This is a genomic window from Lactococcus ileimucosae (assembly GCF_943193185.1).
GTDB lineage: Bacteria > Bacillota > Bacilli > Lactobacillales > Streptococcaceae > Lactococcus > Lactococcus ileimucosae.
On the sequence record NZ_CALPDE010000032.1, the window covers coordinates 1 to 16787 of the forward strand.

A 16787-nucleotide genomic window follows, 5' to 3' on the forward strand; every position below is an offset into this window, starting at 1 on the left:
GTTACGTTTACTTTCTGAGTCTATAGTATAAAAAAAAAAAAAAGGTCAAATGAAATGAGTGTTTGATGAGAAAAGGGTTGTTTACTTTGGCTTGGAGCTTGCTTATTTCTCTCTTCTGAACCAAGGAAAGCATGAGAAAAGAAGCCCCAGAAGGGGCTTCTTGACTTTGTGATAAGGTGTTCTATGTTTTGTTTTCCTATTTTGCATAGTCAATAGCACGTGTTTCGCGAATGACTGTGACTTTAATATTACCAGGATAATCCATTTCGTCTTCTATACGATTTTTTACATCTCTCGCTAGAATAACAATTTGGTCATCTGTAAGTTTTTCTGGTTTAACCATGACACGAACTTCACGCCCTGCTTGTAAAGCGAAGGCACTTTCAACACCTTCAAAGCTGGTTGAGATATTTTCCAAGTCACGCAGACGTTTAATATAGTTTTCAATCGATTCACGGCGTGCTCCAGGACGTGCTGCACTCAGTGCATCAGCTGCAGCAACTAAAGTAGCAATATTACTGTTAGGTTCTGTATCGCCGTGGTGACTCGCAATTGTGTTGATAACAATCGGGTTCTCCTTGTACTTACGTGCAAGTTCTGTCCCAATCTCGACGTGACTACCTTCAACTTCATGATCCAGTGCTTTACCGATATCATGTAAGAAACCAGCACGTTTAGCAAGGCTCACATTTTCGCCCATCTCGCCAGCAAGATTTCCTGCAACATGAGCAACTTCAATCGAATGGTCAAGAACATTTTGACCATAAGAAGTTCGGAAATGCAGGCGCCCCATAATCTTCATCAAATCTGGATGCAGATTATGCGCACCAACTTCAAAGGCTGCTTGCTCACCATACTCACGTATCTTATGGTCTAGAGCCTTACGATTTTTTTCAACCAGTTCCTCGATGCGTGCAGGATGAATACGACCATCTTGGACCAGTTGTTCCAATGTCATGCGAGCAATTTCTCGTCGAATCGGGTCAAAGCCAGATAAGACAACTGCTTCAGGCGTATCATCAATAATAACATCAATACCCGTCAAGGCTTCAAAAGTACGAATGTTTCGACCTTCACGCCCGATGATTCGTCCTTTCATTCCATCGTCAGGTAAGGTTACTACTGATACGGTCTGTTCAGCTACCGAATCGCTAGAAACACGCTGGATAGCAAGCGAAACAATGTTCTTCGCACGTTTATCAGCTTCAGCATGTGCTTTTTCCTCACTCACACGAATAAGCTGTGCCATCTCTTTAGTTAGACCCTCGCGTGTTTCACTAAGGATGAGTTCTTTCGCCTCGTCTCTTGTCAAAGCAGCGATACGTTCTAATTCTTTTTCTTTCTTTTCTTCAATTTCTAAAAGCTCTTGCTCACGCTTATTGAGTGTATCAGTTTTTTCAGAGAGCGCTTCCTCTTTAGAGTCTAAGCTACGTTCTTTATTCGTAAGTTTGTCATCCTTACGATCTAGAACTTCTTCACGTTGTTTTAGGCGTTGTTCTGTTTCTCTTAACTCCTTACGTTCTTGCTTAAATTCATCTTCGATTTCACGGCGCTGTTTTTGCTCTTCTTCACGAAGATTAAAACGTGCTTCTTTCTTGAAAGCTTCTGCTTCATCCCTGAGGATTTCCGCTTCTTTTCTCACAAGAGCAGCATCACGCTGTGCAGTTGCCGTTATCTCATTAGCCTTGCTTTCTGCTTGCATAAAAAGACTTTCAGCATCCTGCTTGTTTTTCTTAATATTTTGAGCGTAAAAAATAAAGGCAATAACCAATACAATCAATAAGACAAGCAGAACGAGTGATATGACGTTCATCTGTCTCCTTTTATTCATACCTGCTCTATCGCGGTGCGATAGAACAGATAGCTTGATTATAATTCACATGTGCTTCCATAGAAACACTCCTTACATTTTATCATTTTTTGGGATATGTTTCAATTAAGTATTTTACCGCTTTCAAATTTTTAACAGTTTGATTTTAAAAATATTATGTCAATATCAGTAAAAACAGTGCTTTTTGCGGAAAATAAAAAACCGTGTTCACACACAGTTCTGCTCATTAGAGTAACTCTTTAAGGGTATCCACCTTATCCAAGCGCTCCCATGGAAGATGGACATCGGTACGTCCAAAATGCCCATAAGCTGCAGTTTGCCCATAAATCGGGCGAAGCAAGTCAAGCATCTTTATGATTCCTGCTGGACGTAAATCAAAGTTTTCACGAATAGCTGCCAATAAAGTGTCATCTGAAACCTTCCCCGTCCCAAATGTGTCAATATTAACAGAGGTTGGTGTAGCGACACCAATCGCATAAGACAGTTGTACCTGTGCCTTATCTGCCAAGCCAGCAGCCACAATATTTTTAGCCACGTAGCGTGCTGCATATGAGGCAGAACGGTCAACTTTTGTCGCATCCTTACCAGAAAAAGCTCCACCTCCATGTGGGGCATAGCCACCGTAAGTGTCCACAATAATTTTACGCCCTGTCAAGCCAGAATCTCCTTGTGGTCCCCCGATAACAAAACGCCCTGTAGGATTGATAAAGTATTTTGTATCTTCATCAAGGAGGTGTGCTGGGATAACTTCCTTAATTACTTTTTCAAGCACATCCCGATGAATCACTTCATTTGTCGCATCAGCAGCGTGTTGGGTTGAGATAACGACTGTATCAACACGTTTCACTTGCCCTGATTCATCATACTCCACTGTAACTTGTGATTTAGCATCTGGACGCAGATAAGTAAGCTCTCCAGATTTACGTAAATCTGCCAATTTTTTCACTAATTTGTGACTAAGTGAAATCGCGAGTGGCATATATTCTTCCGTTTCATTGGTGGCATAACCAAACATCATGCCTTGATCACCCGCACCGATAAGGTCAAGTGGGTCAATATTTTCCCCCTCTTTCCCTCGAACTTCTTCTGCTTCATTTACTCCCTGAGCAATATCAGGTGACTGCTCTACGAGTGAAACATGGACGCCAACTGACTTGTAGTCGAAGCCATTTTCACTGTCTGTATAGCCTATATTTTTAATGGTTTCACGAACTACTCCAGCAATATCAACATAAGCTGAGGTTGATATTTCGCCAAATACATTGACTGTGCCTGTATAAACTACTGTTTCGCAAGCCACATGTGCATCTGGATCTTGTGCCACAATAGCATCAAGAATAGCATCCGAAATTTGGTCAGCCACCTTATCTGGATGCCCCTCTGAAACTGACTCTGATGTGAATAAACGTTTTTCTGACATTTTTTATTTCCCCTACTTCTTAAGTATTTTTCGGTTACAGGCTTAAATGGTAGTGATTACTCACCTGGAGATTACTCTCCCGCCATCGGAAATTGTAACTTCCTTATTTTAGCACAAATTGGAATTTTTTGATATACTTTGCCTAAATGAAAAATCCTTTAGATAAAAAAATTATTTTAGCAGCCAACCCTTGGCTGAAAGATGTTAAAATTCTCGAGCAATCTGTTTCAACCCAGATTGATGCCAAGAGTGATGGACAGGCAGATACTTTATATATGTCTGAAAAGCAAACAGGAATTTATGGTCGTTTTGGTCGCGAGTATTTTGCTAGTCCAGATGGTGGCATTTATATGACACTGCTCTTAAGGCCCACAGGTTCTCTAGAAAGTTTGCCCAATTATACTTTGCTGGCCGCCGCCGCTGTGGTCTCAGCCATCGAAAACTTAACAGGAAAAAAAACAGAGATCAAATGGGTAAATGACATCTACCTAGACGGCAAAAAAATTGTCGGTATTTTAGCCGAAGCTCAAGTTCAAGCAGATAAGAGCTTACAGATTGCCTTGGGTATCGGGATTAATTTTTATATTCAAAAGTTCCCAGAAGAACTCGCACATAAGGCTGGTTCATTATTTACAGAACCCCCTTCTGTCACACGCTCTGAACTGGTTGCTGAAATATGGTCCGAATTTTACAGACTGTCCAATCGTGACTTCTTCAGCTTTTACAAATCTCGTTCCCTCGTCTTAGGAAAAAAAGTTGAGTTTGAAGAAAATAAAACGCTTTATAAGGGAAAAGCAATGGATTTAACACCTGATGGAAAGCTGATTGTTCAGCTAGAGAATGGCCAATGTAAAATCTTATCAAGTGGAGAAATATCACTCAAAAAATGGACGTGATGGACGTCCATTTTTTATTTATATTATTAGGAGTTTACGAAATTCGGAATTGTTATTTTTTTAAAAATCTGACCAATCGTCTTCTTTTTCATCGATGATGGGCTCTGCCTCTTTTATTTTGCGTTTCCCTTTTTTATTGGTCTGCTTATTTGCGTAGCGATTCGCCCACTTATCGGAGTAATCTTCAGACCACTGCCCCATCTTATCGGTCCACTCATCTACTCGAGAGTCGAAGTTTTGTGACTTGCGCTCCCAGTGTTCTTGATAATCTCCTTGACGCCTTTGACCTTGACCAGCACTTGGAATAATCCAACTGGCTACAAAGTAGACAGGGATAAGAGTTCCCCAGCTTCCAAAAGCTAAGAGTACATATAAGATACGCACAAAAGTAATGATATCAGGGCTCCAGCCGAAGTATTCGCAAATACCTGCAATTGTACCTGTTAACATGCGGTTGCTTGATGACTTTGTGAGTTGTTTTTGAGACACTTTTTCTCCTTTCTAGAAACTATTTTTCAAATTACTGATAAGAGTTGGGAATAATCCAACTTGCTATGATATAGACCAAGATTAGCGTTCCCAAACTCCCCAGAGCGAAAAACACATATGAAATACGCATCAAGGTAATTTTATCACGATCGAGACCAAAATACTCACCTAAACCAGCGATAGTCCCCGTCAGCATGCGATTGTCTAATGACTTTGTTAATTTTCTCTGAGCCATGCTCTCTCCTTTCTTAAATATTGAGATGAAGCTTGCTCAGTCTGCATCTTTAAGCCAAATTGTTCCTGACTTTGTCTCAAGTTCAAAGGTTAATGTTTCTGCTCCAGTACGAACAACCGCAGCGCCATTTCGGCTTGCTTCAAACGGATTATCCAAGTTTAGACGCGTTTTGTAGCCCCCAAAAACAGTGCGTACATGGCCGACAAGCCCAAGATGCTCAGGAACGGAAAGTTTAACATCCCCATTGACATTTTTCACAATGAGTTTGCGGGCTTTATCTTGCGTTTGAGTCAATAAGATATTGCCATTTACCAGGTTAACATTGCCGTCTTCAAAGGCAGAGGTCACTCTAATATCACCATTTGCTGAATTTAATTTGAGAACATCTGTTGAACCATCTAGAACCTTGATTTCACCATTTTTAACTGTGACATCAACGTCTTTATTCAGCATTTCTGAAAGTTCAACATCTCCGTTCACTTGGTCAATTTTTACCTTATCCACACTTATTTTTTCGACTTTAACATCGCCATGTGCAAACTTGAAATCAAAAGTTTCATATGTTTTTTCTGGCAAATAAAGTTCTAGATTAAGAACGATACGTAAACTGTCTGATGCAGTAATCTCTAAAACGCCATCCACTACCTCTAACTGCGTTTTTTCTGCTAAATATTCGTCAATTTTTTCTGGGGCAACTGCTCCATAAATTTTGTACTCTGCTTTCACATGAGCATTTTCTCCTGGATAAACAGCAATTTTACCTGCCTTAATAGCCAAGTTAATTGAGTTAAAATCACCCTCAATGTCTTTTTCTACAGTTTTAACTATAGATTTTACTTTTGGAAACCCTTTAGAAAAGTCAATATTCTCATCAATTGCTTTTGAAGCATCCTTTAAGACAACTTTTCCCTTAGACACGATTTGATCCATAATCCCTTTGAAAGAATCCATGAAGTCAACTTCATGATTAACGAATCCATCTTTATCGGTGTATTTAAATTTTTCTTTACTTTCTGCTGCCCCTTCTTCAGTCATGGGGCTTGATTTATCAAGTAATTCTAAAGCCTCATCTTCCGAGATAATTCCTCGGCGCATCAAGTCCATAATTCTATCTTTTTTATTCATTTTTGTTCCTCCTGTTATAGAACTGAGGCATGTCAACCTCTATACTAAGATTATCTCATATTTCGTTGTAGATACTCTCAGCCTTTGGACTGATTTTTATTTCTAGCTTTCCAATAAGAAAAACTGATTCTTTCGAATCAGCTTTTTTATTTTTGAGGTTGAATATATGTAGATAGACTCGCATCACTTGCTGAAATGGTACGATAGCTTACCACATTCAAACCTTCAACATTCATTTCTGAAACAAGGATTGAGCCATCTTTGTTAACTTTTTCTACAAAGGCAACATGACCATATTCCGCAGAAGCACCTGCTACTCCCGGTGGGAAGCTCACTGCATAACCCACCTGTGGGACAGTTGTTGTATAGTAGCCTTGAGCAACAGCATTTGCTCCCCAATCGCCACCATTGCCCATATACTGCCCAATTTTACCTCCCAACTGGAAGATACGGTTGTATACATATTGTGTACAATTTCCCCAAGCGTAACTTGCTGCACCTGAATACTGAACACCATTGTATTCTGGGAACTCCAGACCACTTGGCATAGCCTCAAGTAAAGGACTCGCAGGGGCTTCAAGATTTCTTATGTCTTCCGATAAGTTTTCAATGTCATCATATTGTGTCAAATTATATTCTTTAATGATTTGAATCAGTTTCGCTGCATATTCCGGATCAGTCGCGAAAATCCCTTGCAAAGAACGTGCTGCATCTTCTACATTATCACTGTTTGTTTTCCAGCTTCCAGCATAAATTTTGCTATTCCATGTTGTCCCATGCAGCATCAAATTAATATAATCTACAAGTGATTGATCATAAGTACTGTAGGCACGATAAGTCCCTGAAGATATGGTTACTGACTGCCCGTTAAAGGCACCAATAATGTTGAACAAGTTATGGTAGATTGAAGCGACATTACTACGTCCGTAACCAGATTCTAAAATAGCTTGAGCAATAATCAGTGAAGCATAAAGATTATTTTGCCCTGCAAGCTGTGAGATACGTGGTGCAATACTCTTAATAAAATCTTCAGCTGTTTTGTTATTTATCTTAGTCAAAGGCGGTACAGCAATATTCGTTTTATTAAACTTTATATCGCCATCTGTACGGGCCTGCTTATAAGTCGTTACTGCATCTTGAGCGGTGTAAGTAGGCGCATAATATACAGGTGCTGATGGAGCTGGTGCCGGCGCTGGCGTGCTCGGAACAGGCTTAGGTTTTTCAGGCTTTGGCGTAGAAGGTTTTGGCTTCTCTGGTTTCGGTTTTTCTGGTTTTGGCTTCTCCGGTTCTTCTGGATCCACTGGTTTCTCAGGGTCTACTGGCTTTTCTGGATCTACAGGTTTCTCCGGATCCACTGGTTCTGTCGGATCTACTGGAGTTTCTGGGTCAACTGGTGTTTCTGGATCTACTGTTTCTCCAGAACCCTCACTGTGATTCAAATCGCCACTGTCTGATCCTCCAAGCACGAGCTCATCGGAAGGCTTAATTTCAAACTCTAAATTAGAATTTACATCTGTAGTAGACACTAAACTATCTGCATGAGCGGTTGCACCAAAAGCTGTAATCCCTAAGACTGCTGCTGCACTCAAAGTCACTTTTGATAAAGCTTTACGCTCCTTTACCTTCATATGTTTGTATTTTGTTCTAGCCATTGTTAATTTTCTCTCCTCAAAAAATAGAAAACCTATTTTTATCATCTTTTTTTAATAAATAAATTCTCCACTTTATTCTAACAAAAAATACTTCTTTGCTCAACCGATATGAGAAATCATTTTACTTTTATTTCATTATCATTACAAACTCCTTTTTTAAATTTAATCTGCTATACTAACATCAAGGATAAAATCATGGAAAAATATGTGACTACAAGTGATGGCGTGAAAATTTACTATAAAATTGAGGGAGAGGGTCCTGTCCTGCTTCTTCTTCACGGTAATTCGCAGAACAGCAGTATTTTTAAACGGCTCATTAAAAGGCTAAAAACGTCTTACAGATGCATCTCTATTGACACACGTGGGCACGGTAAGAGTCTGTTTGAGGGCAAGAAACTCAGTTTTGGACGACTGATGCAAGATGCTTTAGAGGTTATGGAAGCTGAGCACCTTCAACAGGTCAATCTCCTCGGCTTTAGCGATGGCGCAAATATTGCGATGCTGTTAGCCAGCTGTTATCCTCAACGTATCCATAAGTTGATTCTCAACTCAGGGAATACTACTTATTCAGGGCTTTATTCCCCTGTACGTTTCACAATAAAAGTACTTCATGTTTTGGCACAGCTTATCTCCAAAAACTCACCAGCCTTCAACCTTCTTTTAGATGATGCTCTCCCAAATATCCAGCAACTCCAGAATATCACAGCTCCTACTCTTGTCTTGAATGGTCAATTTGATGTGGTCAAAACCGCACATGCGCGGGAGATTGCGAAAAATATCCCACACAGTCAGCTTCTTATCATTCCTTGGGGAAGTCATCTGACTTTCTATTTTCGTCCCAATAATTTCAGCAGAATCGTCTGTGATTTTTTGGAGGAAACGGTCAATGCAGTAGACTAATTATTTTCCCGCTTTTGCGGGTCTTTCTAAGCTAATAATTTCTTTTCAACATGGCTGCGATAAAATTATGATATAAGATAAACCTTAATCCCTTAAAAAGAAAAACACTCAAGATGATGCATTTAATGCCTTCTCGAGTGTTTTTGCTTTATTTTGGACTTTTATCCTCACTTCACTTAAAGATTTTGACCATTTGAAGCGATAACTTCCTTATACCAGTCAAATGATTTTTTCTTAGAACGTTTGAATGTTCCTTTACCTTCATTATCCATATCTACATAGATAAAGCCATAGCGTTTACGCATTTCTCCTGTACCTGCTGAAATAAGGTCAATACAGCCCCATGAAGTATAGCCTATAAGGTTAACTCCTTTTTCAATCGCACGGTTCATCGCTTCAAAATGAGCTTTAAAATAAGCGATACGATAGTCGTCATTGATCGAACCATCAGCTGCCACTTCATCTTCCATTCCTAAACCATTTTCAACGATGAAGAGAGGAATCTCATAGCGATCATAAAGGTCAATCAAGGTATATTCCAAACCTATCGGATCAATTTGCCAGCCGTACTCGCTTGACTCAAGATAAGGATTAGCCGCTCCCCCAACGAGGTTACCCATAGAAGCAGGTGCCCCATGTTGTTGTGTTACACATATGGTCATGTAGTAACTAAAGGTGTACATGTCAACTGTTCCTTTTGCTAAAATGTCGCGGTCTTCCTCTGGTATATCAAGCTCTATGTTCTTGTTTTTAAAATAGGCTTCAATCAAGGCAGGATACTTCCCGCGAACCTGAACATCAGAAACAAACTTATTAACCAGCAAATCGTACTCTTTTGTCTGCAAGACGTCTTCAGGGCTTGAAGTCAAAGGATACATAGTGATATGGGCCATCATACAACCTATTTCAAAGTTTGGATTAATTTCCTTTGCTTTTATTATAGCCTTTGCGCTAGCCACCATGGCATGATGCAATGCTTGGAAGCGATGTTGTTCATTTGAAGGAATCTTATCTAAGGGAAACTCTCCTTTAGGATGCAAGCCTAAAACAGTCAATTCACCATGCGGCATTGTTCCAAAGTTTAATTCATTAAATGTAATCCAATACTTGACTTTGTTTTTGTAGCGTTCAAAACAAGTTGTAGCGTAATGGACAAAGTGGTCAATCGTTTCGCGACTAAGAAAACCATTATATTTTTCCATAAGTCCTAATGGTATTTCAAAGTGACTCAAAGTTACCAAGGGTTCAATCCCGTGTTTGAGACATTCATCAAACACTTTGTCATAAAAGGCTAGACCGGCTTCATTAGGCTCCACTTCATCACCTTGAGGGAAAATTCTGGACCAGTTGATACTGAGACGAAATACTTTGAAGCCCATCTCTGCAAACATGGCGATATCTTCTTTGTAATGATGATAAAAATCAATTGCCTTATGAGACGGATAGTAGGTTTCTAAATCCAAAGTCGGTGTGAAAACGCGTGACTTTCCACGCCCACCTACTGTTTTCATATCGGCTACGTTCAATCCCTTACCGTCTAAATCAAAAGCACCTTCTAACTGATTGGCTGCTGTCGCACCGCCCCATAAAAAATTATCTTTAAATGTCATCTCTACTCCTTACTCAGCTATAACTGTTAACAGTACGTCTTCTCTACCTACACGCTTGGTGTCTGTAGGCAATACATTTCCAAAAGTCTTCGTATTGGTCACAACTATTGGCACTTGCACATTGTATCCTGCCTCTTTAATCGCATCTATATCAAATTTCAAGAGTAAATCTCCCTTTTTAACTTCTTGTCCTTGCGATACAAAGGCTTCAAAATGTTTGCCGTCTAATTCAACTGTATTAATACCCACATGAATCAAAAGTTCTACGCCTTGGTTGGACTTTAAACCAATGGCATGCTTAGATGGGAAAAGCGTTTCAATCACACCATCAAATGGTGCATAAACTTCACCGAGAGAAGGTTCAATCACAGCTCCTTTTCCAAGTGCTTCGGAAGAAAAAGCAGGATCTGCAGCTTCAACTAAAGGAATTACTTCCCCTTCCAAGGGTGCTGAAATTAAGCTATCTTGAGTATTCACCACTTGCTTACCAAGTGCTGCTTGTTTAGCTTCTTCGTGACTCATGGCCTGCTCAACATTCCCGTCTTCAAAGCCGATGACCCAAGTGGCAATAAGGCTCACAACAACAGTAGCAGCTGCAATCAATGCAAAGGTAATTGCTGGAGCAATGTCGCCTTCATAAGTAATGTAGCCTGGGAAGCTAAAGACACCGAGACCGCCCATTTGATAAACTTGTTGTCCTAATACTAGACTAAGTCCCCCTGCCAAGCTGGCAACGACACAGGATACCCAAAATGGACGCTTTTTAGGTAGGGAAATACCATAAATAGCTGGTTCCGTTACACCAAACCATCCTGAAATAAAGGCTGGGATAGCTAACTCACGCAAGCGTTTATCTTTTGTTTTCAACATCACCGCACCAACAGCTCCCGTTTGTGCAAATGAAGCTGTACCTGCAGCGGCTAAAATTGCAGTAGGCTCACCTTGAGCTGTCGCCATAATTGCAAATGGAATCAATGCCCAATGTAGGCCAAACATAACCAAAATCTGCCAAGAAAAACCTAAAAGTAAACCAAAGAGTAAAGGACTGAAGCCTTGAAGGGCGATAAAGCCGTCTCCCAACAAGTCTGCCGCAATATTCATCACTGGTCCAACAACCAAGAAGCCAATCGGGATAACGATGAGAGCGGTAAAAAATGGTACCAAGAAAAGTTTTACCATATCAGGAATGATTTTCTTCAGCTGTCTTTCCAAGAAAGCAGCGAAGGCAGCAATAGCAATAATCGGCATAACAGATGAAGCATAGCCTGCCGTTGGAACAGAAAATGGAATCCCGAAGAAGTTCAATCCTCCTGCTTCGGCAAACTTAGCCGTAATACTGCCATCTAAAAATCCTGGATAAACAATAGCGGTCGCAATCATCATTCCTAAGAAAGGCGAACCTCTGAATTTCTTCATGGCGGTGTAGCCGATAAAAATTGGCAGGAACATGAACAAACCATCACCCATTGCATTCAAAACAGCATAAGTTGGTGAAGCTTGGAAGTTTGCCCCTAAAGCAAAGGAGAAAATAGCTGCCAAACCTTTAATCATACCGGCACCAGCAAGTGCTGGCAATATCGGTTGAAAAATACCTGAAACCATCTCAACAAAGCGGTTAAAGAGACTTCCAGTTGGTGCTGCTTCTGTTTCTTCAAGCACACCAAGCACAGCATCTACATCGCTACGTACATCAGGGACATGATTACCAATAACCACTTGATACTGTCCCCCTGCCTGAATAACCGTGACGATACCGTCAGTTTCTTTTAATACATCTGTATTCGCTTTGCTCTCATCTTTCAACTTAAAGCGCAAACGCGTAATACAATTTGTCAGTGAGGCTACATTTTCCTTGCCCCCGACTTGCTTTACAATCTCATTTGCAAGCTTTTCATACTTACCCATCATTTTCTCCTATTTGTTATATTTTTATAGCGTTTATTAAATAATATTGACATCATCGACCAAAGCTGCCGCTGCTTCGTCCAAAATAAAGGTTACATTTGGATGTGTACGCAAAATGCTTGCAGGAATGTCCTCAGTGATGGGACCTGAAATTATTTTTTGGATAATCTCAGCCTTACCTGCGCCTGATGCAAACACAACCAGCTGTTTACTCCTCAATACTGCACGTGGACCAAATGTAACAATCTTTTCTCCTGGAAGTTCCGGTGTCAAGGTTAAAAGTTGATCATACAACTTATGCCCAGGCACGATAGGAATTTCAAAAACTCCCTTGTCAAAGCTGGTAAATCCAGGCATGTTGGCACAAAAATGACCATCAGCACCTACACCCAGCACCATGAGATCAATGCCACCATTCATCATTAATTCATGTTCATAATCTTGAATGCCATCCACTGGCAGCGGATGAATGTTCGCTCTATCAATATCTGTATGATTATAAAATGCTTGGTTAAGGTCTCCCATGGTAAAGTTGTCTTCAGCTTTAGGCAGAGGAACTTCATCAAAATTGTAATAATGAATGTTTGACTGATCCATACGTAAAGTTTTGCGACGTTCAATCAAAACTTTATACATACCTAAAGGTGTTGCTCCCGCGGTCAAAGACAAATTGACACGCTGGGGTAACATCATTTTTTCAAGTACCATAGCTGCTGCGACTTCACTTAATGATTCATAATCTTTGGTAACAACAATTTTCATAAAATCCCTCTTTTATTCCTTTACCTCACTCTTTTTCATAATACGACTCAAATGAACCATCAAGTAAAATTGCTCATCGAGTGAAATTTCATAGTTGTATTGTTTTTTGATGAAATCCGTCACTTTCTCGACTGTTTCAAAACTTTTAGGATACTTATTTTTCATCAGATCGAACATCTCACTGTCTTGGTTTTTGTGCAAGTTGCCTTCTAGCTTTTTGTGTGTCAAAACGCGTTCTGTGAAAAATTTCAAGTGTGTTTTAAAACGTTGAAAATAAATGTCATTATCATCGAAGCTCGTCTTCAAACTGTACTTAATAACTGTTAAAATTTCTTCCATAAGTTTAAGTAAAATTTCTGCTGTAGAGTTTTCGTTAGACAGGCTTGCACTCACAATGTGTAAAACAATGAAACCCACTTCATCTTCAGTAAAATCAATATGCATCTCCTCGGAAACTTTAGTCATAGCTTCTCGGCAAATCTCAAATTCTTCTCTAAAGATATTTTTCACATCCCATAGCAAGAAATTTTTCATGGATACACCTTCTTTAGAACGAATCACAGCTCCATTTAAATGGTCTGCAATAGCGACAAAAAGTGCATCTGAGATTTCCGTCTCAAGCTTTTCTTTTACTATCCTGACGATATAATCTGCTGCATAAAGAATTTCTTGGGGAATACTTTCTAACAGTTGGTCAGACCCTTTATTCTCTAAGGTGTAAAGTCTTTCAATCTGACTCTTTTCACACATCTCACCAACTTTTCTGCCAAAAGCAATTCCTTTCCCCATAGCAATTTTTTCTTGACCTTGATCATCTATAACCAAAACCGTATTATTGTTAAGTATTTTGTTAATTTTCATTTTTTGGACCCAAAAATTTATGACATAAAAAAGACGAAATCAAAAGAAGAACTTCCCCATGAAAAGCTTACTTTTGATTTCGCCTAATTTAATAGTCACGACTCAATTGATAAATTCAGTATATAATATTCAAAAAAAAACTGTCAAGCAATATGTATGCGCTTTCTATTTTTTGTTGATATTAGATGTCAAATTTGTTACTTTTACTCTCTAAAAAACAGCTTTTGAAAAAAATATTTGCCAACGCAAAAATGTCTGCCATTGCTGACAAACATTGATTGAAGTATCTTTTTAGTTTTAACATCTCTTATTTTATTTCGTGCGCTTCATAATGTTTTTCAGCATGTCCATCACGAGACCTTCAAATTTTTCAGTATCCTTTGTGATATCTATTCCTTTTTCTAAAGATACAGCTGCACTCCAACCTATAGCTTCTGTTATGGCAGCAGCAATCGAAGCATTGATGACATTTCCAACTCCTGGGATTAAACGAGACAGCGATCTCCCAATATACGGAATAAGGGTTACTCTTATAAAATTAACCACAAATTTATCATTAAATTTCTCACCATATATTTTATAAATCTTTCGCAACATTCTTAACTGAATAGGAACCAAGATTAAGGCATCTGCAATAGGCAGAGGCAAAGCACCTACCCCAGCAGCTGTAAGTGAAGCGCCGTGAATGGTTGTACGAACCTTCTGGGCCTTATCACTGCTTATCATTTTCTTGACACTTTCAGGTGTTTGAACATTTGAGACTTCTCCACTCTTTTGCTTTTGGTTTAACCTCAGCCCTTTTTTCTTTGTTGAAAATTTCGTTATTCCTACCATATTTTCTCCTTAATAAAGTAAATTTAAGATAGATTTTTAAGTTCGTCTTACTTTTGTTTGCTTCCAAGTGTCTTCTCTTTCCTCGCACTTGCTGTGTCCTCTAGAATGTCAATCAAGAAACTTTTTGCTTCTTCTTTAAGTTTAACATTTTCTTTAGATATTTTGAGTCCCGTTGACTTATTCTTTTTGATAGGTAAAAAATACATGAGACAAAAACAAAAACGCTTGTCATTTCTGACAAACGTTTTATTCTGTAAACTGATTAAGCTTTGTTTCAAACAATTTCTTTGAAATTGTTCTGGGCATAATCGAAAATTATACTTGGTTTACTCACAGTCAGAGATTGTTTCGCAGAACAAGAACAATATTTGTTTGCTCACAATCAAAGATTGTTTCGCAGAACAAGGCTTACGCCTTGTTCGCTGAACCGAAAACATCGATGCGTTCTTCTACTGCTGCAGTGATTGCATCAACACCTGGTTTCAAGAATTTACGTGGGTCGAAGAGTTTTTTCTTCATGTATTCAGCTTCGTTAGCTTCAAATTCAGCGGCAAATTCACGAGTTGCTTTTGCAAATGCAAGTTGGCACTCTGTGTTTACGTTGATTTTAGCTACACCGTTAGCGATTGCTTCGCGGATTTGATCGTCAGGGATACCTGAACCACCGTGCAATACGATAGGAACATTTTTACCCATAGCTTCAACAAGGGCTTCGTTCAATTTAGTCAAGTGATCGATGTGGAGACCTTTCCAGTTTTCTGGGTAAGGACCGTGGATGTTACCGATACCAGCTGCAAGGAAGTCAACACCAAGTTTAGCCATTGCTACTGCATCTTCGATAGGAGCAAGTTCACCTTCACCGATGATGCCGTCTTCCTCACCACCGATAGAGCCAACTTCACACTCAACAGAGATGCCTTTAGCATGTGCTTTTGTGATAACTTCTTCAGCGAGTTTAAGGTTTTCTTCAATTGGAAGGTGTGAACCGTCAAACATCAATGAAGAGTAACCAACTTCGATACATTCCAAAGCATCTTCAAAGTGACCGTGGTCAAGGTGAATAGCTACTGGTACAGTGATACCCATTGACTCCACAAGTGTTTCAATGAGGAGCTTACAGAGTTTGTAGCCTCCCATATACTTTGCAGCACCCATTGAAGTTTGAATAAGCACTGGAGTCTTTTTAGCTTCTGCTGCACGCAAGATAGCTTGAGTCCATTCAAGATTGTTTGTGTTGAAACCACCAATCGCGTAACCATTGTCACGAGCGGCTTGTACGAATTTTTCTGCTGAAACGATTCCCATTTCAAATTCCTCCGAATATTTTCTATTACCGTCTTAGTATAGCATTTTGTGAACTGTTTTTCTAGTTATAAGTGATGAATGCGCTTGTATTCTGGATTTTTTAGAAAAAACGGCTGACCTTTTGCGGGATTTAGGCCTATATCATAAATAGAGAAAAATGAGACTGCAGCGATTTTCTATATTTCTCTTTGCATTGGGAAAAGCAAAAAATCACTCAGCCTTGATACAGAGGAATAACTTGGCTAAGGGACTTTATTTTTGACTTAGAAAACTTATACTGTCTAATGAACAATCAGGGCAGGGCGAATACCACCACTAAGGCGAGAAAGTCCCACTTCTTCCGTCGCAAGTAATCTGCCATGTGTATTTATAAGCCAAGCATAACCTGAAGCTCCAGGAGTGCGAATCCACCACCAAGCATTATCAGCTGCTAGACGCTCTAAACGTCCAGTAAAAGCGGTCCCAGGGCCTGATAGGCGTGCTACATCTGCTAAAGAAATCGCAAAAGCACGGGGCGTACCTGTTGAAACAACTGTAGTCACATCTGCAGCAATTTCTGGGAAGTTATCTAGATTATTAGGCACCCAACGCGCAGGATCTGACCATGTAACATCTGCATCTGGCACTGCTCCTGTCACAAAACTGTCTGACACAGGCTGTACCATGGCTTGAACTTCTGGGTCAAGAGTATCATACCACTGATTGAGACGAGTATTCTGATTATTCCAAGAAACATTTACAATCGCATGATTCCGAATAATCAAATGATTCCCCCCACCTTGATTCTCTAAATAACGATACTGCTCCCCAGCCATAGTAAAGATGGTCCCCGGTGCCATGATGCTAAAGTTGATTTGGTTAGGTTGGACATTATCATTTGGTCCCGGGTTCCCCCAGTTGTTATCGATAGAACCGTTCTGTACGGCTGTCAGGAAGTCTGACAAGTCGGCATGATGCGTATA

The 16787-nt window shown here is 39.7% G+C and carries 14 protein-coding genes and 1 pseudogene; 2 read left to right on the forward strand and 13 right to left on the reverse strand.

The window, feature by feature from the left end; translation table 11 throughout:
- Positions 1 to 196 precede the first annotated feature (196 nt).
- Positions 197 to 1813 (reverse strand): ribonuclease Y, encoded by a 1617-nt coding sequence (gene rny, locus NFR51_RS10055; RefSeq protein WP_251713525.1) that lies wholly within the window; start codon positions 1811 to 1813, stop codon positions 197 to 199.
- Between the two features lie 244 nt (positions 1814 to 2057).
- Positions 2058 to 3251, reverse strand: coding sequence for a methionine adenosyltransferase (metK, locus tag NFR51_RS10060; RefSeq protein ID WP_251713526.1), 1194 nt, complete (start codon positions 3249 to 3251; stop codon positions 2058 to 2060).
- Between the two features lie 146 nt (positions 3252 to 3397).
- Between metK and NFR51_RS10065 the strand changes: the two genes are divergently transcribed.
- Positions 3398 to 4147 carry a biotin--[acetyl-CoA-carboxylase] ligase gene (locus NFR51_RS10065; RefSeq protein WP_251713527.1) on the forward strand — a complete coding sequence of 250 codons (750 nt, stop codon included), beginning with the start codon at positions 3398 to 3400 and terminating at the stop codon, positions 4145 to 4147.
- Between the two features lie 60 nt (positions 4148 to 4207).
- Here the strand turns inward: NFR51_RS10065 and NFR51_RS10070 are convergent, their stop codons facing one another.
- The 4 genes from NFR51_RS10070 to NFR51_RS10085 all read right to left on the reverse strand — a co-directional run bounded on the left by NFR51_RS10070 (position 4208) and on the right by NFR51_RS10085 (position 7648).
- Positions 4208 to 4636 carry a PspC domain-containing protein gene (locus NFR51_RS10070; protein WP_251713528.1) on the reverse strand — a complete coding sequence of 143 codons (429 nt, stop codon included), beginning with the start codon at positions 4634 to 4636 and terminating at the stop codon, positions 4208 to 4210.
- A 31-nt stretch (positions 4637 to 4667) separates the two neighbouring features.
- The gene (locus NFR51_RS10075; protein WP_251713529.1) at positions 4668 to 4871 is read right to left on the reverse strand and encodes a PspC domain-containing protein; all 204 of its coding nucleotides are present in this window, start codon (positions 4869 to 4871) and stop codon (positions 4668 to 4670) included.
- A 36-nt stretch (positions 4872 to 4907) separates the two neighbouring features.
- On the reverse strand, positions 4908 to 5996 hold the full coding sequence (locus NFR51_RS10080; RefSeq protein ID WP_251713530.1) for a DUF4097 family beta strand repeat-containing protein: 1089 nt from the start codon (positions 5994 to 5996) through the stop codon (positions 4908 to 4910).
- A 146-nt stretch (positions 5997 to 6142) separates the two neighbouring features.
- Complete coding sequence (locus NFR51_RS10085; protein ID WP_251713531.1) at positions 6143 to 7648, reverse strand: glucosaminidase domain-containing protein; 1506 nt, start codon at positions 7646 to 7648, stop codon at positions 6143 to 6145.
- Positions 7649 to 7843: 195 nt separating this feature from the next.
- Here NFR51_RS10085 and NFR51_RS10090 point away from each other — a divergent pair, with 195 nt between their 5' ends.
- The gene (locus NFR51_RS10090; protein WP_251713532.1) at positions 7844 to 8548 is read left to right on the forward strand and encodes an alpha/beta fold hydrolase; all 705 of its coding nucleotides are present in this window, start codon (positions 7844 to 7846) and stop codon (positions 8546 to 8548) included.
- Positions 8549 to 8724: 176 nt separating this feature from the next.
- On the opposite strand, the gene NFR51_RS10095 is transcribed toward NFR51_RS10090, so the two are convergent.
- From NFR51_RS10095 to NFR51_RS10125, 7 genes and pseudogenes are all read right to left on the reverse strand, one after another.
- A complete protein-coding gene (locus NFR51_RS10095) occupies positions 8725 to 10158 on the reverse strand; it encodes a glycoside hydrolase family 1 protein (RefSeq protein WP_251713533.1) in 1434 nt (477 codons plus the stop codon).
- A gap of 9 nt (positions 10159 to 10167) precedes the next feature.
- Positions 10168 to 12063 carry a beta-glucoside-specific PTS transporter subunit IIABC gene (locus tag NFR51_RS10100; RefSeq protein WP_251713537.1) on the reverse strand — a complete coding sequence of 632 codons (1896 nt, stop codon included), beginning with the start codon at positions 12061 to 12063 and terminating at the stop codon, positions 10168 to 10170.
- A 36-nt stretch (positions 12064 to 12099) separates the two neighbouring features.
- Positions 12100 to 12825: a glucosamine-6-phosphate deaminase gene (locus NFR51_RS10105; RefSeq protein WP_251713534.1), complete on the reverse strand. Its 726-nt coding sequence runs from the start codon at positions 12823 to 12825 to the stop codon at positions 12100 to 12102.
- A 12-nt stretch (positions 12826 to 12837) separates the two neighbouring features.
- Positions 12838 to 13686 (reverse strand): PRD domain-containing protein, encoded by an 849-nt coding sequence (locus tag NFR51_RS10110; protein WP_251713535.1) that lies wholly within the window; start codon positions 13684 to 13686, stop codon positions 12838 to 12840.
- A 312-nt stretch (positions 13687 to 13998) separates the two neighbouring features.
- A complete protein-coding gene (locus tag NFR51_RS10115; RefSeq protein WP_251713536.1) occupies positions 13999 to 14520 on the reverse strand; it encodes a YcjF family protein in 522 nt (173 codons plus the stop codon).
- A gap of 408 nt (positions 14521 to 14928) precedes the next feature.
- On the reverse strand, positions 14929 to 15825 hold the full coding sequence (locus NFR51_RS10120) for a class II fructose-bisphosphate aldolase (RefSeq protein ID WP_251423200.1): 897 nt from the start codon (positions 15823 to 15825) through the stop codon (positions 14929 to 14931).
- A 281-nt stretch (positions 15826 to 16106) separates the two neighbouring features.
- Positions 16107 to 16787: pseudogene (locus NFR51_RS10125) on the reverse strand (hypothetical protein); the annotation flags it as partial.